17 protein-coding genes are annotated in these 19,039 nt (G+C 67.3%); 9 read left to right on the plus strand and 8 right to left on the minus strand.

Annotated elements, in window-relative coordinates:
• Window positions 1-859: 859 nt before the first annotated feature.
• From ABD017_RS12495 to ABD017_RS12520, 6 genes are all read right to left on the minus strand, one after another.
• Complete coding sequence (locus ABD017_RS12495) at window positions 860-1,318, minus strand: thioredoxin domain-containing protein (protein WP_343883113.1); 459 nt, start codon at window positions 1,316-1,318, stop codon at window positions 860-862.
• Entirely contained in the window at window positions 1,315-2,481 is a 1,167-nt protein-coding gene (locus ABD017_RS12500; protein WP_343883114.1) for a sialidase family protein, read from the minus strand. The genes ABD017_RS12495 and ABD017_RS12500 overlap by 4 nt, the downstream gene beginning before the upstream one ends.
• A gap of 56 nt (window positions 2,482-2,537) precedes the next feature.
• Entirely contained in the window at window positions 2,538-4,781 is a 2,244-nt protein-coding gene (locus tag ABD017_RS12505) for a TonB-dependent receptor (protein ID WP_343883115.1), read from the minus strand.
• Window positions 4,782-5,018: 237 nt separating this feature from the next.
• A complete protein-coding gene (locus ABD017_RS12510) occupies window positions 5,019-5,603 on the minus strand; it encodes a response regulator transcription factor (protein WP_343883116.1) in 585 nt (194 codons plus the stop codon).
• A gap of 95 nt (window positions 5,604-5,698) precedes the next feature.
• Window positions 5,699-6,973 (minus strand): ATP-binding protein, encoded by a 1,275-nt coding sequence (locus ABD017_RS12515; protein WP_343883117.1) that lies wholly within the window; start codon window positions 6,971-6,973, stop codon window positions 5,699-5,701.
• A gap of 22 nt (window positions 6,974-6,995) precedes the next feature.
• On the minus strand, window positions 6,996-8,549 hold the full coding sequence (locus tag ABD017_RS12520) for a peptide MFS transporter (protein WP_343883118.1): 1,554 nt from the start codon (window positions 8,547-8,549) through the stop codon (window positions 6,996-6,998).
• Between the two features lie 315 nt (window positions 8,550-8,864).
• Between ABD017_RS12520 and ABD017_RS12525 the strand changes: the two genes are divergently transcribed.
• Genes ABD017_RS12525 through ABD017_RS12545 form a run of 5 tightly spaced genes read left to right on the plus strand, consistent with a single transcriptional unit; the run spans window position 8,865 to window position 12,408 of the window.
• Window positions 8,865-9,239, plus strand: coding sequence for a diacylglycerol kinase (locus tag ABD017_RS12525; protein ID WP_343883119.1), 375 nt, complete (start codon window positions 8,865-8,867; stop codon window positions 9,237-9,239).
• Window positions 9,240-9,288: 49 nt separating this feature from the next.
• Window positions 9,289-10,404: a glycoside hydrolase family 5 protein gene (locus tag ABD017_RS12530; protein WP_343883120.1), complete on the plus strand. Its 1,116-nt coding sequence runs from the start codon at window positions 9,289-9,291 to the stop codon at window positions 10,402-10,404.
• The gene (locus ABD017_RS12535; protein ID WP_343883121.1) at window positions 10,401-11,018 is read left to right on the plus strand and encodes a LemA family protein; all 618 of its coding nucleotides are present in this window, start codon (window positions 10,401-10,403) and stop codon (window positions 11,016-11,018) included. Before ABD017_RS12530 ends, ABD017_RS12535 begins: the two co-directional genes overlap by 4 nt.
• A 14-nt stretch (window positions 11,019-11,032) precedes the next feature.
• Window positions 11,033-11,902 carry a TPM domain-containing protein gene (locus ABD017_RS12540; protein WP_343883122.1) on the plus strand — a complete coding sequence of 290 codons (870 nt, stop codon included), beginning with the start codon at window positions 11,033-11,035 and terminating at the stop codon, window positions 11,900-11,902.
• The gene (locus ABD017_RS12545; protein WP_343883123.1) at window positions 11,902-12,408 is read left to right on the plus strand and encodes a TPM domain-containing protein; all 507 of its coding nucleotides are present in this window, start codon (window positions 11,902-11,904) and stop codon (window positions 12,406-12,408) included. Before ABD017_RS12540 ends, ABD017_RS12545 begins: the two co-directional genes overlap by 1 nt.
• 20 nt (window positions 12,409-12,428) lie before the next feature.
• Here the strand turns inward: ABD017_RS12545 and ABD017_RS12550 are convergent, their stop codons facing one another.
• On the minus strand, window positions 12,429-14,384 hold the full coding sequence (locus ABD017_RS12550) for an alpha/beta hydrolase family protein (RefSeq protein ID WP_343883124.1): 1,956 nt from the start codon (window positions 14,382-14,384) through the stop codon (window positions 12,429-12,431).
• 210 nt (window positions 14,385-14,594) lie between these two features.
• Here ABD017_RS12550 and lgt point away from each other — a divergent pair, with 210 nt between their 5' ends.
• Window positions 14,595-15,416, plus strand: coding sequence for a prolipoprotein diacylglyceryl transferase (gene lgt / locus ABD017_RS12555; protein ID WP_343883125.1), 822 nt, complete (start codon window positions 14,595-14,597; stop codon window positions 15,414-15,416).
• Window positions 15,417-15,476: 60 nt separating this feature from the next.
• On the opposite strand, the gene ABD017_RS12560 is transcribed toward lgt, so the two are convergent.
• Entirely contained in the window at window positions 15,477-16,490 is a 1,014-nt protein-coding gene (locus ABD017_RS12560) for a TIGR00266 family protein (protein WP_343883126.1), read from the minus strand.
• A 118-nt stretch (window positions 16,491-16,608) separates the two neighbouring features.
• Here ABD017_RS12560 and ABD017_RS12565 point away from each other — a divergent pair, with 118 nt between their 5' ends.
• The 3 genes from ABD017_RS12565 (at window position 16,609) to ABD017_RS12575 (ending at window position 18,969) form a co-directional block, all read left to right on the plus strand.
• Window positions 16,609-17,403, plus strand: a complete 795-nt coding sequence (locus ABD017_RS12565) for a thymidylate synthase (protein WP_343883757.1) — start codon at window positions 16,609-16,611, stop codon at window positions 17,401-17,403.
• 119 nt (window positions 17,404-17,522) lie between these two features.
• On the plus strand, window positions 17,523-18,008 hold the full coding sequence (locus ABD017_RS12570) for a dihydrofolate reductase (protein ID WP_343883128.1): 486 nt from the start codon (window positions 17,523-17,525) through the stop codon (window positions 18,006-18,008).
• Window positions 18,009-18,027: 19 nt separating this feature from the next.
• Entirely contained in the window at window positions 18,028-18,969 is a 942-nt protein-coding gene (locus ABD017_RS12575) for a Nudix family hydrolase (RefSeq protein WP_343883129.1), read from the plus strand.
• Window positions 18,970-19,039 lie beyond the last annotated feature (70 nt).

Raw genomic sequence — 19,039 nt, forward strand, 5'->3', positions numbered from 1 at the left:
CTGACGCCAAACTGGCTTGCATCCATGCAAGCCACCCTGCGGGCTGATCCTCCGCCCGCCCGCCGCTGCAGAGGGGCCCCGGGAAGAGCGCCGCGCCATCGTGGCGCGGACTCGGTGCGCCGCGGCGTTGCCGCGGCGAGAGCGCGGTGGCGTGCGGCTTTCGGTGCTTCCTCTTGCCTCCGATCGCCCTGAGCGTAGCCGCGCAGCGGCGAAGTCGAAGGGTGCGGTTGGCGGGAGCCCTTCGACTTCGGCCTTCGGCCTACGCTCAGGGAGAACGGCTGAGGGTTGGCGAAGAAGCGCGGTGCTTTGCTTCTGCTTTGTTTTTGTCTTTGCCTTGGCTCCATCCCGAGTGCGGGCCAGGAGGGCCCGCTGCTCTACCCGGGGCCCCTGTGCGGCGATGAGTTGGGTCGACAGGCCGCGCAGCGGGCGAGTCCATGGATGGACTCGCCTTTTCGCGCGGGCAGGCGACGGCATGGATGCCGGAGTTGAGGCAACGCAGGAGCGGTTGCCCGAGCCCGCTCGAAAAGCCCGACCCCGGCTCACGGACTTGCCGGGCAGGAAGCCCGGCAAGCGCCAAGCGGGGTGGCCTTCTCTTTGGTTACTTTCTCTTTACTCCGGGCATCCTGCCCTACGCCCTTCGGGCCAGCTTCGCTGTTCGCACGTGCTTCCTGCGCGTGCGTGGCCACGCAAAGAGAAAGTAACTCGAGCGCCGCAGGCGATCGAAAGCTCTTGCTCTGGGCCACACCAAACCAAAAGCGTCGCGACTGAAGTCGCTCCTACGAAGGGCCAAAGGCAGCGCGCACAGGGTGCGCTCCTACAAACAGCGGGAGCATCGTGGCTGAAGTCGCCCGCGCGCTACCTACCGAATCTTCTGCAACTGCGCCGGCGTCAACGCGCCGCTGATGCCGGTGCGGCTGCCGTCGGCGCGGATCACCAGGACACGCGGCGTTTCCCCGCCCCAGGTCGGGTCGAGCAGGAAATTGATCCGTTCGGGGCTGGCTTCGGCGTAGGCGCGGGCGGGATAGGTATCCATCTTCATGCGGCGCAGGCGTGCTTCGATCGCCGGGCGCTGGGCGATGTCGTCGGTGGTCACGGTGATCAGTTCAATTGACTGCGGATGCGCGCGCTGCAGCGTGGCCAGCGCTTCCAGGTTGGGTTCGCAATAGGCGCAGTCCAGTGCCCAGATCGCGATGATCCGCTCGCCGTGGGCGGGCGGTTGCAGCAGCGCGGGCACGTCGGTGGTGCCCAGCGGTTGCAATGAGGCGGCGCTGGCGATGGCGGGGATCAACAGCAGCAAGAAGCCAAGCAGGTATTTCATGGCGCGGGCTCCGTGGCGACCAGGCGGAAGCCATCGGCGGTATTCCATGCCACGAACACGTGCCCGTTTTTCCGCAGCAGTTGCGGCGAGCCTACGGCGACCGCGCTGTGGGCGATGTCGCGCGCGGGGCCGAAATGCGCGCCGTTGTCGGTGGAACGGCGCAGCGCCAGCGAGTAGCCGGTGGCGCTGACCTGGTTCCACGCCACCCAGACATCGTGGCCGTTTACCGCCACGTCGGCATGGCTGGCGCCGGCGGTGGCGATGGCCAGGCGATGGCGGGGCGCGTGGCCGGGATCGAGCTGGCCGTACCAGATCGTGGGTTGCGTTTTCGCCTCGTACCACACCGCGTGGCGGGTGCCGTCGGCGCCGATGGCCAGGCCCGGGCCATGATGCGGGCAGCCGGCGATCTGCCAGTCGCTGAAGGTGGCGCGCGTGGCCGTTGCGGCTGGCCCTTGCGTGGTCAGCACGGCGTAGGCGTGGTCGCGGATGTTGTCGCCATAGATGCTGCGGAAGAACGCGGCGACGTCGCCTTGCGGTGTTCTTGCCAGCGCGATGCGGCAGCATTCGCAGCTCTGGTCGACCAGCTTGCGTTCGGGAACGAAGGTGACGCCACCGTCGTCGGACCAGCTGTAGTACACCGCTGCGCCAAGGTACGGCTTCTTGGCGGCTTCCGCGTCCAGCAGGTCACGCTTGTCGATCCAGGCGATCACGATGCGGCCTTTTCCATCGACCGCCAACGCGTCGAAGCGGTGGGTGATTTCGGCGCGGTCGTGGTGCACGGTGATGGGCGCGGAGAAGTGTGCGCCGCCGTCGAGTGATCGGGCAAACCGCACGAAGCCGGTCCATGGCATGGCGCGCGGCTGCGACCAGCTCACGTAGAGTTCGTCGTGCGGGCCGAACGCCAGCTTGGGGCGGTTTTCGCCTTCGGCGTAGATGCGTTCGGGCTGCGTGTTCACCAGCGTCGGCGCGCTCAAGTGGCGGCCGTCGTCGTCGGAATGGCGCAATCGCACGTGGCCGTCCAGTGCATCCACCACCCACAGCCGGCCGTGGCTGTCGAAAGCGGCGCTGGCGCCCAGTTCCGGCGCTTTCGCCATGTGGCCCATGTCGTGCGCGACGACCAGCGGCGAGAGCAGGCACAGCAGGATGGCTAGCAGATGGCGCATCAGGTTCCCTCGCAGTGGCTTTGCTCCCGCCCCTGAAAACAGGGAGGAGCGTTGATTCACAACTCCCAGCGCACCTCGCCGAACCAGGTTCGGCCGGCGTAGGGGTGGTAGACCCAGTAATGCGTATCGGTGAGGTTGTCCACGCCCAGTGAAGCGGTCCACTGCGGCGCGAATTTCCAGCTCAGCTTGGCGTCGACGACGGTGAACGCGCTGACCGCGCCGTAGGTGTCCACGAAATCGCTGTTGTCCAGCGAGCCGTACTGGCGGCCCGAGCGACGCACGCCCAGCGACGCGTCCCAGCCATCGGCAAAGCGGTAATCGGCGAACAGGTTGGCGCGAAGCTTCGGGATGCGTGGGAAATGGTGGCCTTCGGCCCGCGGGAACTGGCGGTCACGCAGGGTCTTTGCATCGTTCAATGCGAGGCTGGCGGAAATGTCCAGTCCGGACGTCCAGACGTCCGTCAGCACCAGCTCGCCCTCGATGCCGCGCGAGCGCACCAGGTCGATGTTCTGCACGCTGGTGACGGTAGGTGTCACGGTGATGTCGGTTTGCGAGTAGAGCGAATCGGTGATGCGATCCTGGTACAGCGAGAGGCGCCAATGGCCCTTGTCCAGCTGGCGGGTCAGGGTGAGGTCGGTGGACTGGTCGCGCTCGGGGCGCAGCGCGGGGTTGTTGTTGACGATGGCGTTGGCGGCGATCGAACCCTGGAACAGCTCCGACACGGTGGGGTAGCGCACCGCCTTGCCGTAGGCCAGGCGCAACTGCCAGTCGGTGGCGAAATCCCAGGCCAGCGAGGCCTTGGGCGAGAAATCGGTGCCCTGGCGATCGGCGTAACGCAGGCTGCCGTCGGCATTGCCCAGCACGCCGCCGTAGGCACGCCACTGTTCCAGCCGGCCGCCCACGGTGAGCGCCCAGGCGGGCGCGAGGCTCCACACATCCTGCAGGTAGGCTGCGCGCGTCTGCGTGCGGCCGGCGAAGGTGCTGATCAGCGGGCCATCGGCTTCACCGGTCCACCACTGGCGGCTGTTGCGCACGCGCGAATCCAGCAGGTAGCGATCGCCATGAATGCCTGCATAGAGCATGTGCCGATCGCCCAGCGGACCGGAGCTGCGCAGGTCGAAGGTGTCCCAGCCCGAGCCGCCCTTGTCGGCGACCGTGCCGGCCGCGCCGGTCGGGGTCAGCGCGTTGCGGCTTTGCGAGCGCAGGAAATCGTAGTGGCTGGCGACGGCCGTCCAGCGCCAGCCGCTGTTGAATTTGCCGTTGAGCTCGATGCCGTAGAGCGCGTGGGAGTCGCTGGCGGATGAAGGTGCCAGACCGCTGGGCGGCAGGGTCCAGATCTGCCCGTTGGCATTGATGACGCCTTCGTCGACCAGCTCGCCCGCGCCATCGCGGATCAAGCTGCGCGTGCGGTCGTCGGCGCGGTTGTGCCACCAGCCGAGGGTGAACAGGGCATCGATGTGCTCGGTGAGGCTGACGCCCAGTTTCAGCTTGGCCTGCGTCTGCACCGTGTGCTCGATGGTGTTGGCGCCATAGACCAGCCGCGGCGAACCGTTGGGGTTGCGGTCCGCCGTCGCGCCCGTTACCGGCACCGCGGCGGCGGCATCGCCACCGGCGCGGGCGGTGGCGTACTGCATGGGTTGGCCGTGGTTGTCGAGCCGGTTCACCGACACCAGCCAGCTCCAGCGGCCCTGCCGGTTGCCCAGCGTGGCGGAAAGCTGGTGGCCGTCGTAGCGGCCGCCGGCACCGTAGGCGTCGCGGTAATCCTGGCTGAAGAACTGCGCGCTGGCGCTGGCCATCAGCCGGTTCGGCAGGACGGTGTGGATCAGCACGGTGGTGCCCAGCGAGTTGCCCGGATACAGCGCGGAGTACGGGCCGTACAGGATGTCGACCGCGCCGATCTCCTGCGGCGCCACCATGCCCCAGCGCGGCGCGCCGTCCCAGCCGTTGGTCATCAGGTTGGAAAGCAGCAGGCCGTCGGCATAGAGCAGGCTGCGCGCGCTCTGCAAGGTGCCGGTGTTGCGACCGCTGATGACGGCGTTGGGATCGCCGATATAGCGTTTGCGCACGATCATGTTCGGCGCGTATTTCAGTGCGTCGGCGCTGTCGCTGACGTTCTGCCGTTGCAACTGGATCCGGTCGACCCGCACCTGCACGCTTTCGGCGCTCATCACGTGGGTGTCGCTGGCATGCACCGAAACCGGCGCCAGCGTGGTGGCGGCGACGGCGGGTCCGCTGGCCATCGCCGGACTGGTGGAGATCGCGAGTGCGGCGGCGCACAGACCGAGCGGGAAGGCGTTCAAGCGGGACTCTGGATGGGGGTCTAGGGTTGCAAGGATAGTCCGATGGCACGCGCGCAAAAGATGGCGCGTTGTCGCAGTGGCGCGCGGACGTGATGGGATGGGCTGGCAGGGCGAAAGGTGCCCGTCCCGCATCTTTTGTAGGAGCGCACCCTGTGCGCGAATGCTTCTGCTTTCGCGAATCCCGAATCCCGAAAAAGCATTCGCGCACAGGGTGCGCTCCTACCGACGGCCGCGCGATTACTCGTCGCGGTCGGGCCGCTCGCGTACCGGATGCTTGCTGAGCTTGCGCTGCAGGGTGCGGCGGTGCATGCCCAGGCGGCGGGCGGTCTCGGAGATGTTGCCGTCGCATTCGGTCAGCACGCGCTGGATGTGCTCCCACTCCAGCCGGCGCAGTGCCAGCGGTTGTTCCGGCGCGTCGGGCAGTTCGCTGTCGTCGCTTTCGGCGTCGCCGTCGAGCAGGGCGCGCACCACCGCGTCGGCGTCCACCGGCTTGGCCAGGTAGTCGTGGGCGCCGCGCTTGATCGCCTCCACCGCGGTGGCGATCGAGGCGTAACCGGTCAGCAGCAGCACGCGGATGTCCGGCACCAGTGTGTGCAGTTCGGGGATCAGCCGCAGGCCGTTGTCCTCGCCCAGTTTCAGGTCCAGCACGCAATAGCGGGGATGATGGCGGCGCGCCAGTGCCCGCGCCTCGTCGAAGCTGGTGGCGGTGATGACCTCGAAGCCGCGCGAGCCCAGGGCGCGTGCCAGCACGCGGACGAAGGTGGCGTCATCGTCGACCAGCAGCAGCGGGCGGCCGGACAGCGGGCTCGGTGATTCGGTCATCATGGTCTCCATTCAGTGCCGCCATTTTGCCGCAAGTGCGGCGCGGGAAGGGATGCCGGCCGCGGGCGCGAGGATGCGGTGGCCGCCGTCACCGGTCACGGTGTCCCGGCGATCACCGCCAGCGGCAGGCGCAGGCAGACCTCGGCCCCGTTTCCGTGGTTGCCCGCGATGAGTTCGCCGTTGAGCCGCTCGGCCGTGGCCTCGGCCAGCGCCAGCCCGATGCCCAGCCCGGTCTGTTTCTGCGAGATGCCCAGTGCCAGCTGCTGCCCGCCTGCCACGAAGCCCGGCCCGTGATCGCGCACGCTCAGCTGCAGCCACTGGTTCTCGTGGTGCACGTCCAGCTCCACTTTCTGCGAATCGCGCAGCGCGGACGCGTCGGCGGCGTTGTTGAGCAGGTTCAGCAAGGCGTGGCGCAGGCCCGGCGGCGTGCGCAGCACGATGTCCGCGGTGGCGCTGTCCAGTTGCACGGTCAGGTCCGCCTCGGGGCGCAGCAACTGGAAACGCTCCAGGCAGCCGTGGATGAATTGCGCCACGCTCAGATGCTCGGGCTCCTGCGACAGCTGCGCCTGGCCGAACGCCACCATCTCGCGCAGGATGGTGCGGCAGCGATCCACCTGGCCTTCCAGCAGCGCCAGGTCGTCGATCAGCGGGGCGTCGGCCGCGTGTTCGCGGCGCAGCTCCGGCAACAGCGTGCGCATGGTCGACAGCGGCGTGTTCAACTCGTGCGCGGCGCCGGCGGCCTGGGTGGCGATGGCCAGGATGCCTTCGTCGCGCAAGGCGCGCTCGCGCACCCGCTGCACTTCCTGCTGCTGCAACCGCAACACGTTCGCCAGCCGGTTGATGAAAAAGCCCAGCAGCAGGGCGCTGATCACGAAGTTCACGCCCATGCCTGCCACGTGCAGCGAAAACCGGCCGCTGGCGTTTTCGTGCATCGCCGTCGGCAGCGGCACGTGCCAGTACAGCAGCACCAGGTAGGCGATGCCGGCCAGCGTGGATACCGTGGCGATCGCCCGCGCCGACAACGCCGCGGCGGACAGCGCGATGGGCACCAGCAGCAAGGTGATGAACGGGTTGCTGGCGCCGCCGGTGAAGTACAGCAGGTAACCGAGCACCAGCGTGTCGAAGGCGATGTGGCCGATGGTTTCCGCCTGGCGCACCGGCCACGGCTGGCGCAGCCGCCAGGCCGCGAACACCGCGAACACCGCCAGCAAGCCGATGCCGATCAGCAGCGGCAACAGCGGGATCGCCAGTTGCATCCACCACGCGCACACCAGCACCGCCACGCACTGCCCGGCGATGGCGCACAGGCGCAACCACGCCAGCGTGCGTGTGAGGGCGAACGGTCCGACGCGTTGGGTCAGTCGATGCATGGGCAGCGCGCTCGCCATGGAATCAGGAGGAGGGCGGGATGGTTTCGCTGTGCACCGGCGGCAGCGGGTCGTTGTTGGTGGCCGCGTCGGAGTGGCTGGCCGAGAGCTTTTTCATCAGCGGCAGCATGGCCAGCGCGATCGCGGTGCAGAACACGCCCGCCACGCCAAGCTGGTTGAACAGCCGGGTATAGATCGGCAGCGACACGGTCGGGTCGGCCACCTGCTGCGGAATGCTGGCGAAGTTCGCCACCACGCTGCCCAGGTACTGCGAAATGCCGACGGCGACGTAGTACGCGCCCATCATGAAGCCGCCCATGCGCGCGGGAACGTAGCGGGCGATCATGGCCAGGCCCAGGCCGCTGACCAGCAGTTCGCCCAATGAATACAGCCCGTAGCCCCACACCATGAACCACGACGAGATCTGGCCGTTGACCGCAAACCGCGCGCCCACGCCATACATGAAGAATCCGGCCGCCACCGCGGCGAAACCCCAGGCGAATTTCACCGCCACGCCGGGATTCTTGCCGACCTTGCCCAGCGTGTTGTAGATCAGCACCAGCACCGGGCTCAGCAGCACGATCCAGATCGCGTTGAGCGACTGGAACTGCTCGGGAATCCAGTTGAACAGGTGCAGGCCGAACAGGTCGAACGAGAGATCCACGTTCTTCTGCGCGAACAGGTTCAGCGAGGTGGACATCTGCTGGTAGAAGATGAAGAAGAAGATCGTCTGCGCGGTCAGCACCAGGGCGGCGATCAGGCCGGCGCGTTCGTGCTGCAGGCTGCTGCGGATCAGGTGGATGAAGATACCCAGGATCGCCACGCCCGCGGCGTACACGCACACCCGCGCCACCAGTTCGCTCTGCAGGATGAACGCGGCGACGAACACCATCGCCGCGCCGGCGGCCAGCAGGCCGCCCAGGCGCTTCACGTTCACCGGCTGGCTGTCCGCCGGCGCGCCCACGTGCGCCAGCGTGCGATGCATCAGCGAGTAGTTCAGCAACCCCAGCACCAGGCCGATCGCGCACACGCCGAACGCGGTATGCCAGCCCCAGGCGTCGCCGTATCTGGCGCCCACGTGATCGCGAATCCACGGCGTCAGCAGCATCGAGATGGTGGAGCCGATGTTGACCGCCATGTAGTAGATGGTGAATGCGCTGTCGATCTTGGTGTCGTCACCCTCGTAGATCTTGCGCACCAGGTTGCCGGCATTGGGCTTGAAGAAGCCGTTGCCCACGATGATCACGCCCAGCGAGCAATACAGCAGGAATTCGCTGCCCGACGGAATCCACAACATCGCGTAACCCAGGGCCAGCACCACCGCGCCCAGCAGCATGGTGCGGCGGGTGCCGATGAGCTTGTCGCCGACCCAGCCGCCGATCGCCGGCGTGGCGTAGATCAACGCCGCGGCCGCGCCCCACACCAGGTTGGCCTTGCTGTCGACGAAGCCCAGCCGCTTCACCATGTAGGTGACCATCAGCACCTGCATGCCGTAGAAGCCGAATCGCTCCCACATTTCGATCAGGAAAACGGTGCTGAACGAGCGGGTTTGCGAAACGGGGGGATTGCTGGTGGCCATTGACGGTTCCGTACACGATTCAAAACAACGGTGCGGCGGGCACGTGCGCCATGCGCGGCCGGCCCGCACCACAACCGGGCGAGGGTAACCCACTTCGCCACGGGCGCTAGCTGCACTGCGGCGTGACAGCGCCCGCAAATCGTGGGCGACTGGGCCGGGTTTTCGATGCCTGTGGCGGGCGTGCTGTGGCATCATCGGCGCTCGGCGCCATCGCCGCCTTACCGAGAGTTTCGTCCGCCATGCTCCATGGTTTTTGCCGCGAGGCCCTGCGGCCGCCGCTCCCCGATGGTCGATCGCGCCGCGAGGTTGCCGCGCATGGCTGCTGAAGGTTTTCGCGGCCCGCGGCAGGTCTGGAACGCCTTTCGCTGGTCGATGAAAGGCCTGAAAGCGGCATGGCGGCACGAGGCCTCGTTCCGGCTGGAGGCCTGCCTGGCGATCGTGGTGGTGCCGCTGGGCCTGTGGTTGGGGCACGGGCCGCTGGAGAAGCTGGCGCTGGTCGGCCCGCCGCTGCTGGTGCTTTCGGCCGAGTTGCTCAATTCGGCGATCGAGGCGGTGGTGGACAAGGTCTGCCCGGAGATCCACGAGCTTGCCGGCCGCGCCAAGGACATGGGCTCGGCGGCCGTATTCGTGCTGATGATGCTGGTGGTGCTGAGCTGGGCGCTGGTGCTCGGCCCGCGCTTTCTCGGCTGAGGCGTCTCGTGCGGCGCGGGGGCGCTGCACCGCAAAAAGGGGAGACAACATGGCTTGCGAAAATCCGCTACTGCGCGGGGCACTCGGCGTGCTCGCCTGCGCCCTGTGGTTGCTGCTTTCCCCTGCCGCGCAGGGCGCCGTAGCGCCGCTGTCCACGCGCGGCAACCAGGTGCTGATCGATGGCCAGCCGGGCAGCGTGTCGGGCAGCAGCTTCTTCTGGAGCAACACCGGCTGGGGTGGCGAGCGCTTCTACAACGCCCAGGCCGTGGCGTGGCTGAAAAAGGACTGGAACGCCGGCATCGTGCGCGCCGCCATGGGCGTGGACGCGCCCGGCGGCTATCAGGCCGATGCGTCGAACAGGCAGCGCGTCGTCACCGTGGTGGATGCGGCCATCGCCAACGACATGTACGTGATCATCGACTGGCACTCGCATCATGCCGAGCGGTACCGCGTGCAGGCGATCGCGTTTTTCCAGGACATGGCGCGCCGCTATGGCGATCGCGACAACGTGATCTACGAGATCTGCAACGAGCCGCTGGACGTGTCGTGGCGCGATACGCTCAAGCCCTACGCCCAAGCCGTGATCGCCGCCATCCGCGCGATCGACCCGGACAACCTGATCGTGGTGGGCACGCCGCACTGGTCGCAGGATGTGGACGTGGCGGCGGCTGACCCCATCACCGGCTACCCCAACATCGCCTACGCCCTGCATTTCTACGCCGGCACCCATGGCCAGGCCCTGCGGGACAAGGCACAGACTGCACTGGACAACGGTGTGCCGCTGTTCGTGACGGAGTGGGGCACGGTGAACGCCGATGGCAACGGCGCGGTGGCCGAGGAGGAAACCCGCGCGTGGATGGCCTTCCTCCGGGCCAACCGCATCAGCAACGTCAACTGGAGCATCACCGACAAGGCCGAAGGTGCCGCCGCGCTGGTACCCGGCACCCGCTCCACCGGTGGCTGGACCCAAGCACAGCTCACCGCATCGGGTACCCGCGTCCGTGCGATCGTGCGTGGCTGGCAGGAGCCTGATGCCAACGGCTGGCCAGGCCACCGCGTGCGCATGTCCTCGATTGCCGCCCTGGGCGACGCGCGCCCGGATTTGCGCGGGCCTGGCGGTAATGCTGCAATGGCGCCTCGACCGATCGGAGCCCCCTCCCCATGAAACTCCTGCGCCCTCTCGTGTTGCTGCTGCTGGCTTTCAGCCTCACCGGTTGCGGCTACAACGCCATCCAGAAACAGGACGAGGCGGTCAAGGCCGCCTGGTCCGAAGTGCTCAACCAGTACCAGCGCCGCGCCGACCTGGTGCCCAACCTGGTCAACACGGTCAAGGGCTACGCGCAGCACGAGGAAAAGGTGTTCACCGAGGTGACGCAGGCGCGCGCCAAGGTCGGCAGCCTGCAGGTCAACGCCGATTCGCTGGACGACCCGCAGAAGATTCAACAGTTCCAGGCGGCCCAAGGCGAGCTGGGCAGCGCGCTGTCGCGCCTGATGGTGGTCAGCGAGAACTACCCCGAGCTGAAGGCCAACGGCCTGTTCCAGAACCTGCAGGCGCAGCTGGAAGGCACCGAGAACCGCGTCACCGTGGCGCGCAACCGCTACGTGCAGGCGGTGCAGCAATACAACGGCATGATCCGCACCTTCCCCAACAACCTCACCGCCAGGATGTTCGGCTACAAGGTCAAGCCCAACTTCAGCGTGGACAACGAGAAGGTGATCTCCACCGCGCCCACGGTGGATTTCGGCAGCACGACGCCCGCGCCCGCCGCCACGCGTTGATGGATTTCCCGCGCATGCCGCGCTGGTGCGCCGTGCTGGCGCTGGCGCTGCTGTGGCCGTTCCTGCTGCAGGCGGCCGATGCCGTGCCGCAACTGAAGCGCCACGTCACCGATCTCAGCGGAACGCTCACCGCCGCCCAGGTCGACCAGCTCGACCAACAACTGGTGGCGCTGGAGCGCACCAAGGGCGCGCAACTGGTGGTGCTGATGGTGCGCAGCACCGGCGGGCAGGACATCGAAAGCTATTCGCTGGCGGTGGCCGAAGCCAACAGGATCGGCCGCAAGGGCACTGATGACGGCGTGCTGCTGCTGGTGGCCAGGGACGACCGTCGCGTGCGCATCGAAGTGGGCTACGGGCTGGAAGGCGCCATCCCGGACGCCGCCGCGGCGCGGATCATCCGCGAGTACATCGCGCCTAAGTTCCGCACCGGGGATTATTTCGGCGGCATCAACGATGCGGTCGGCGCGCTGACCCAGCTCATCAATGGCGAACCGCTGCCGCCGCCGGTGCGCGGCAACGGCGAACGCGAGCGGTCCGGTTCCGGCATCCAGGGCGCGCTGATGATGGGTTTGTTTGCCGCCCTGTTCCTGCGCGGTGCGTTGTCGCGCGCGCCTTCATGGTTGCGCGCGCCGGTGGGCGCAGTGGTGATCGGCGGCTTGCTGTGGCTGCTGATCTCGCTCGGCGCCGGCATCGTCGGCGCCATCGTCGGCGGCCTGCTGATGCTGTTGCCCGGCAGCGCGGGGCGCTCGATCGGCCACGGCGGTTGGGGCGGCTTCGGTGGCTTCGGTGGTGGTGGGTTCGGCGGTGGTGGCGGCTTCGGTGGTGGCGGTTTTGGCGGCGGTGGCGGCAGCTTCGGCGGCGGCGGATCGTCGGGGAGCTGGTGATGGGACTTTTCCGGCGACTGCGGGCAAACCTGTTCGGCAGCTGGTTCCAGTTGCGCCGGCGCTTTCCGGCCGCGCTGCTGGACGAGATGGCCGCGGCCATTGCCGCCGGTGAAGCCACGCATCTGGGCGAGATCCGTTTCGCGGTGGAATCGCGGCTGGCGCCGCTGGACGTGCTGGCGGGGCTCGATGCCGCCACCCGCGCCCGCCAGGTGTTCGCCCAGCTGCGCGTGTGGGATACCGAGCTCAACAGCGGCGTGCTGTTCTACGTGCTGATGGCCGAGCACCGTATCGAGATCGTCGCCGACCGCGGCATTGCCGCCAAGGTCAGTGCGGGCGAATGGGACGCTATCTGCGCCCGCATCCGCCATTGCTATGCCGCGGGGTCATGGCGCGAAGGCAGCCTTGAGGGCATCGCCAGCGCCCACGCCTTGCTGGCGCGGCATTTCCCCGCCGGGGACGACCACGGCAACCCCGACGAGTTGCCGGATCGGCCGGTACTGCTCTGACGCATGGCGGGGCGTGTCCCTCATGCGCCCTTGCCGATGTGCTTTTCCAGGAAGGCCTGCAGGCGGTTGTAGAACTCGATGTTGTTCTTCTCGTCGTAGAACCCGTGGCCTTCGCCCGGCTTGCTCAGCCATTCGTAGGGCTTGTGCGCGGCATCCAGTGCGGCGCGCATCGCCTTGGCCTGCGCGAACGGTGCGCGCTGGTCGTCCTCGCCGTGGATCAGCAGCACCGGCACGTCGATCCGGTCGGCCAGCTTGTCGGGGGAGTTGGCGGCAAGGTCGGCATCGTCCTTGCCGATGACCGTGTTGAGGTAGTTGCGGCCGGACTCGTCGCTCTTGATGTCGCCCTTCTTGTACATCATGGCCAGGTCGTAGATGCCGGCGTAGCCCACGGCGCACTTGAACATGCCCGGTGCGCGGATCGTGGTCATCATGGCCGAATAACCGCCAAAACTGCCGCCGTAGACGCAAATGCGCTGGGGGTCGGCATAGTTCTCGGCGATCGCCCACTTCACGCCGTCGATCAGATCCTGCTGGATGCGGGTACCCCACTTCAGGTAGCCGGCCTCCCGGAAATCCGCGCCGCGGCCGCCTGAACTGCGGTAGTTCACCTGCAGCACGAGATAGCCGCGATTGGCCAGGAACTGGGCGTCGTTGTCGTAGAACCAGTCGTCCTGCACGCCGACCGGGCCGCCGTGCGGAAGCAGAACCATCGGCAGGTCGTGCAGGCTGACGCCGTTGGGAATGGTCAGGATGGCATCCAGCTCGACACCGTCGTCGGTCCGGAAGTGCAGCGGACGTCGCTCGGCCATCTTTGCCGGATCGATCCACGGCGCCACGTCGAACAGCCGGGTTACCTTGTAGACGTGGGTATCGATCAGGAAATACGTCCCAGGGTCGCGGTCGCTGCGCACCGAGAACAGCAGCTTGCCGCCGTCCTCGCTGTAGTTGATGAAATCGACCAGCTTGCCGGGGAATTTCAGGCTCAATGCCTGATGCAGCTTCGCCTCCGGTGAGGTGGGGTCGATATAGCTGACCATCGGCAGCCCGGTGGCGGGCGTGGTGGCGAATGGCCGGTAGGGCAGCGCCGTCCACTGGATGTTTCCGATGTCGCTGAAGGCGTCGCTGGCGAGCGTCTTGCGGTTGCCGCCGTCCTCGTCCTGCTCCACCAGCGAGAGCGGCCCGCCGCCGGCATCGTATTTGGCGTAGACGCGCTTGCCGTCAGGGGCGGGAAAAAGCGGGGTGAAGCTGCCACCGATCGTGGCCGGGCTCAACTGCACCCAACCATGGGGGCCCTGGCGATAGACGACATAATCCCACTGCTCGTTGCGGCCGTACGCATAGATGGCCCGTCCCGCGGCGCCCACCATGAAGCCCAATCCGCCGACGCCGATCTTGCCGATCAGCTTTCGGGTATTGGCGGTCGCGTCGACGTCGTACAGCGTGCTGTAGTCGTTGTTGTCCCAGCTCTGCGTGGCCATGTAGAAGTGGCCATTGGCGGGCGTGGGCAGCCCGTCGACAAAGCCCCAGCCGCGGTCGGTGCCGCGCGTCGCCGCCCGCGTGCCGAACGTGCTTTCGAAACCGTACAGGTAATCCTGGTGTTTGCCGTCGATATCGGTGGCGAGGATCTCGCCGGTGCTTTTCGGCTTGTCGATGGAACCGAATTGCTTGCCCTTCTCAACCACCAGCCGGGTATTGCTCACCCAGGTGATGCCGGTCGCGAGCTCGTATCTGGGCAGCCGCAGCATGCTTATCGGGCGGCTCATGTCGCCCACGTCGTAGACCGCCAACATGTGCGAATCGCCGTCGATGGCGTTCATGTTTACCGCCAGGTGCTTGCCGTCCGGCGAGAGTGTCGGCATGGACAGCAGCGCGTGACGGGCGAAATCCTCGACCGGAATCAGGTCGGTCGCTGCCGCGGCGGCAGGCAGCAGCAGGCAAAACGCGGACAGCGCGGTCCGCACGAAGCGATGAGACATCGATTTTCCCCTGGTACGTTCCCTGTGAAGGCATCCGCCGCGGCACGCGCGGCGATCCGGTCGAACATGCATGGGCCGGCCTGCCACGCGCTCCCCCCGCGGAACCGGTCGGCTCCGGCCGATTCTAGCCACGGAAAAACGGGCCGGTAAGTGGGTGTCCGCGCATTCGCCGCCCGCTACACTAGGCAATTCACTGCCGGCCTGGACGCCATGTCCCAACCCTACGTCGTCGACTTCGATCCGGTTGCCTTCCAGCTCGGTCCGGTCCAGGTGCACTGGTACGGATTGATGTACCTGCTGGGGTTTTTCTTCGTGGCGGTGCTGGGGGAATACCGTCGCCGCCACGGCCGCTTGCCGGTGACCCGCGAGGCGCTGGGCGACCTGTTCTTCTACGGCATGATGGGCGTGATCGTGGGCGGGCGCGTGTGGTACATGCTGTTCTATTACGAGGGCGGTATCGGCTGGATCTGGCGCGATCCGCTGGCGCTGTTCAAGGTGTGGGACGGCGGCATGAGCTTCCACGGCGGCCTGTTGGGCGTGCTGGCGGCGGGCTGGTGGTGGTCACGGCGGCAGGCGCTGCACTTTTTCGACACCATCGATTTCGTGGCGCCGCTGGTGCCCATCGGCCTGGGCCTGGGGCGGCTGGGCAATTTCATCAACGGCGAACTGTGGGGCAAACCCGGCGACGTGCCGTGGGCGATGATCTTCCCGCAGGCGCCGGATCGCCTGCCGCGGCATCCCTCGCAGCTGTACGAGATGCTGCTGGAAGGCGTGGTGATGTTCGTCGTGTTGTGGCTGGTGTCGCTGAAGCCGCGGCCGCGTTATCTGGTTTCCGGGCTGTTCGCGCTGCTTTATGGCAGCTTCCGCTTCGCGGTGGAGTTCGTGCGCGTGCCCGATCCGCAGCTGGGCTACCTGTTCGGCACCTCGTGGGTGACGATGGGGCAGATGCAGTCGCTGCCGCTGATCGCGATCGGCGTGGTGCTTATCGCCATGTCGCGCCGCGCGCCGACGCTTCCGTTGGCGAGCGCCTAGCGGGCGATTTGCCGAAGATGTCGTTGTAGGAGCGACTGAAGTCGCTCCTACATTCAAAGGTCAGAAATTGCGGTCGCCGCCCAGGATGTCGCCCAGGCCGCCGAGTAGCGAACCCTCGCCACGGCGCTGGCCGCCGCCCTGCGGCGCGGCCGCCAGCATGCGGCCGGCCATGCGCGAGAACGGCAGCGACTGCAGCCAGACCGTACCCGGGCCGGTCAGCGTGGCCAGGAACATGCCTTCGCCGCCGAACAGCATGCTCTTGATGCCGCCCACCGGATGGACGTCCATGCTGACGCCGTCATGGAACGCCACCACGCAGCCGGTATCCACGTCCAGCCGCTCGCCCGCGGCCAGCTCGCGCTGCATCACGGTGCCACCGGCGTGCACGAAGACCCAGCCGTCGCCTTCGAGCTTCTGCATGATGAAGCCTTCGCCGCCGAACAGGCCGGTGAGGATCTTGCGCTGGAAGAAAATGCCCAGCTGTACGCCGCGCGCGCCGGCCAGGAAGGCGTCCTTCTGGCAGATCAGCCGGCCGCCATGGTCGGACAGCTTCATCGCCATCACGGTGCCGGGGTAAGGTGCGGCGAATGCCACTTTCGCCTTGCCCTGGCCGCGGTGGGTGAAGACGGTGGTGAACAGGCTTTCGCCGGTGATCACGCGCTTGCCGGCGGAGAGCAGCTTGTCCATGATGCCGCCGCCGGACTGGCCGCCGCTGGAGCCGTCGCCGAACACGGTATCCATCTGCACCGCCGATTCCTTGTACATCAGCGCACCGGCCTCGGCGATGGCGCTTTCGCCGGGATCAAGCTCGATCTCGACGAACTGCATGTCGGTGCCCACGATGCGGTAGTCCACCTCGTCCGCGCGGCTGCCACTCATCGATGGCACCGGCGGGGGCACCAGCGAGGTCTCACCGGCCAGCGCCGCCACGCTGCGGATCGGTTTCCATTCGGTGAAACCCTCGCTCCAGCAATAGCCGTCAGGCTGCCGCCGGGCCTGCGCCTTCGCCGCGGTATCGTCGAACGGCCCCAGCCGCTCGGTGTTCTTGCCGTAACTGAAATACCACTGCGCCATGGCGTCGTTCCCGTCGTTGGAAAAGCCCGAGTCTAAGCCCCGTTCGAATCGAGCGGGAGTGGCGAGAGACGCGGCCCCGACGGTTCGCGCGGGCGGCGTGGCCACCTATACTTGCCCGATGCGCGCCTATCTCGATCTGCTTCGCCACGTCCTCGACCATGGCACCGAAAAAAGTGACCGCACCGGCACCGGCACGCGCAGCGTGTTCGGCTGGCAGATGCGTTTCAACCTGGCGGAAGGCTTTCCGCTGGTCACCACCAAGAAGCTGCACCTGAAGTCGATCGTGCACGAGCTGATCTGGTTCCTGCGCGGCGACACCAACATCGGCTACCTGAAAGAACATGGCGTGCGCATCTGGGACGAATGGGCCGACGCCGAGGGCAACCTGGGGCCGGTCTACGGCCAGCAATGGCGGGCCTGGCCGACGGCCGATGGCCAAGCGGTGGATCAGATCCGCTGGGTGGTCGACGAGATTCGCCGCAACCCCGACTCGCGCCGCCTGATCGTCAGCGCCTGGAACGTGGGCGAGCTGCCGAAAATGGCCTTGATGCCATGCCACACGCTGTTCCAGTTCTACGTGGCCAACGGCAAGCTCAGCTGCCAGCTGTACCAGCGCTCGGGCGACATCTTCCTGGGCGTGCCGTTCAACATCGCCAGCTACGCCCTGCTCACCCACATGGTGGCGCAGGTGTGCGGCCTTGAGGTGGGCGATTTCATCCACACGCTGGGCGACGCGCACCTGTACAACAACCACATCGAACAGGCGCGGCTGCAGTTGACGCGCGAGCCGCTGGCCTTGCCGCGACTGGCGTTGAACCCGGCGGTGCGCGAACTGGGCGACTTCCGCTACGAGGACATCGCCATCGAGGGTTACATGTCGCACCCGGCGATCAAGGCCCCGGTGGCGGTGTAGCCATTCGACGCGGTGCGGGTCACCGCGGCCGTGTTCATCGCTAGAATGGGGACGCAACGCACCGTGTCCGCCGCAGGCTCCTGTCCGATCATCAAACTTTTGCCTTCCGGAGTTTCTTCATGGCCATATCGCTGATTGCGGCACTCGACGAGAATTTTGCCATTGGCCGCAACGGGCAACTGCCCTGGCATCTCCCCGACGACCTGCGCTGGTTCAAGCAGCTGACCGTCGGCAAGCATGTGTTGATGGGTTACAACACGGCCGTATCGATCGGCCGCGCCCTGCCGGATCGCACCAACCTGGTGTTGTCGCGCAAGCATGACGCGCCGTTCCCTGGCCAGATCACCGTGCGCTCGGTGGAAGAGGCGCAGGCGCGCTGCGGCACCGGGCTGATGGTGATCGGCGGCGGCCAGGTGTTTTCCGAAGCGTTGCACAAGGCGCGGCGGATGTACCTCACCTGGGTCAGTGCAGCCATCGAAGGCGCCGACACGTTCTTCCCCGGCGTGCAGTTCAGCGAATGGACCGAGGTGTCGCGGGTGCACCACCCGGCCGATGCGGAGCATGCCTACGCCTTCGACATGGTTGAATACCTGCGCAACAGCTGAGCGTCCCGGTTTCGCCGCCGTGCACGTGGTCGCGGCCGCGTTGATCGATACCGGGGGCCGGCTGCTGCTGGCCCAGCGGCAGCCGGGCAAGCACCTGGCCGGCGCGTGGGAATTTCCCGGTGGCAAGCTCGAAGCAGGCGAGACGCCGCTGGCAGCGCTGGCGCGCGAACTGCGCGAGGAACTGGGCGTGGTCGTGGAGCAGGCCGTGCCGCTGGTTCGCATCCCCTGGCGCTACGACCAGCGCGAACTGTTGCTGGATGCCTGGCGCGTCACCCGCTGGCGCGGCGAGCCGCAATCGCTGGAAGGCCAGGCACTGCGCTGGCAGCGCCCGACCGGGGTCGATCCAGCGCAACTGGCGCCGGCCGACCGCCCGCTGTTGCAGGCGCTGCGCTTGCCCACGCGTTATCCGATCACGCCGGCCAATGTGCCGCTTGCCCAACGCGAACGATGGCGCGAGCGGCTGGCTGCCGCGATCGGGCACGGCGAGCGCCTGCTGCAACTTCGCCTGCTGTCGTGGCCGCGCGCGGCAGTGCGCGAGCTGGCGGCGGAGTTGCTGCCACTGGCGAACCGGCACGGCACCGGCTTGCTCTTGAACGGGGATATCGAGGGCGCGCGTACGCTGGGCATTGGCGTGCATCTGAAGTCGTCGCAATGGGCTGCGTTGGCGGAGCGGCCGCTGCCGTGGCGGCAACTGATTGGTGCGAGTTGCCATGATGCCGGGCAGCTGGCGCGGGCCGTAGCGCTGGGCGCGGATTTCGCCACCTTGTCACCGGTGGCCGCTACAGCGAGTCATCCTGACGCCGCACCGCTGGGTTGGCCCGCATTCCACGCCTTGGCCGAGGCGGCCGCGTTGCCGGTCTATGCGCTGGGCGGCATGGACCCGTCGATGCTGGAAGAGGCGTGCGCGGCGGGGGCGCAGGGCGTGGCGGGCATCGGCGGTTTCTGGCCGGCGAACCTGTAGGAGCGGCTTCAGCCGCGACGCTCTTGCCTGGGGTGCGGGGCAAAGGCGTCGCGGCTGAAGCCGCTCCTAC

The organism is Rhodanobacter caeni, from assembly GCF_039523575.1.
GTDB lineage: Bacteria > Pseudomonadota > Gammaproteobacteria > Xanthomonadales > Rhodanobacteraceae > Rhodanobacter > Rhodanobacter caeni.

Coding starts and splice junctions, on each gene's coding strand:
- ABD017_RS12495 (WP_343883113.1), bottom strand. CDS start 1,318: ATGAAATACCTGCTTGGCTTCTTGCTGCTGTTGATCCCCGCCATCGCC.
- ABD017_RS12500 (WP_343883114.1), bottom strand. CDS start 2,481: ATGCGCCATCTGCTAGCCATCCTGCTGTGCCTGCTCTCGCCGCTGGTC.
- ABD017_RS12510 (WP_343883116.1), bottom strand. CDS start 5,603: ATGACCGAATCACCGAGCCCGCTGTCCGGCCGCCCGCTGCTGCTGGTC.
- ABD017_RS12515 (WP_343883117.1), bottom strand. CDS start 6,973: ATGCATCGACTGACCCAACGCGTCGGACCGTTCGCCCTCACACGCACG.
- ABD017_RS12520 (WP_343883118.1), bottom strand. CDS start 8,549: ATGGCCACCAGCAATCCCCCCGTTTCGCAAACCCGCTCGTTCAGCACC.
- ABD017_RS12525 (WP_343883119.1), top strand. CDS start 8,865: ATGGCTGCTGAAGGTTTTCGCGGCCCGCGGCAGGTCTGGAACGCCTTT.
- ABD017_RS12530 (WP_343883120.1), top strand. CDS start 9,289: ATGGCTTGCGAAAATCCGCTACTGCGCGGGGCACTCGGCGTGCTCGCC.
- ABD017_RS12535 (WP_343883121.1), top strand. CDS start 10,401: ATGAAACTCCTGCGCCCTCTCGTGTTGCTGCTGCTGGCTTTCAGCCTC.
- ABD017_RS12540 (WP_343883122.1), top strand. CDS start 11,033: ATGCCGCGCTGGTGCGCCGTGCTGGCGCTGGCGCTGCTGTGGCCGTTC.
- ABD017_RS12545 (WP_343883123.1), top strand. CDS start 11,902: ATGGGACTTTTCCGGCGACTGCGGGCAAACCTGTTCGGCAGCTGGTTC.
- ABD017_RS12550 (WP_343883124.1), bottom strand. CDS start 14,384: ATGTCTCATCGCTTCGTGCGGACCGCGCTGTCCGCGTTTTGCCTGCTG.
- lgt (WP_343883125.1), top strand. CDS start 14,595: ATGTCCCAACCCTACGTCGTCGACTTCGATCCGGTTGCCTTCCAGCTC.
- ABD017_RS12560 (WP_343883126.1), bottom strand. CDS start 16,490: ATGGCGCAGTGGTATTTCAGTTACGGCAAGAACACCGAGCGGCTGGGG.
- ABD017_RS12565 (WP_343883757.1), top strand. CDS start 16,609: ATGCGCGCCTATCTCGATCTGCTTCGCCACGTCCTCGACCATGGCACC.
- ABD017_RS12570 (WP_343883128.1), top strand. CDS start 17,523: ATGGCCATATCGCTGATTGCGGCACTCGACGAGAATTTTGCCATTGGC.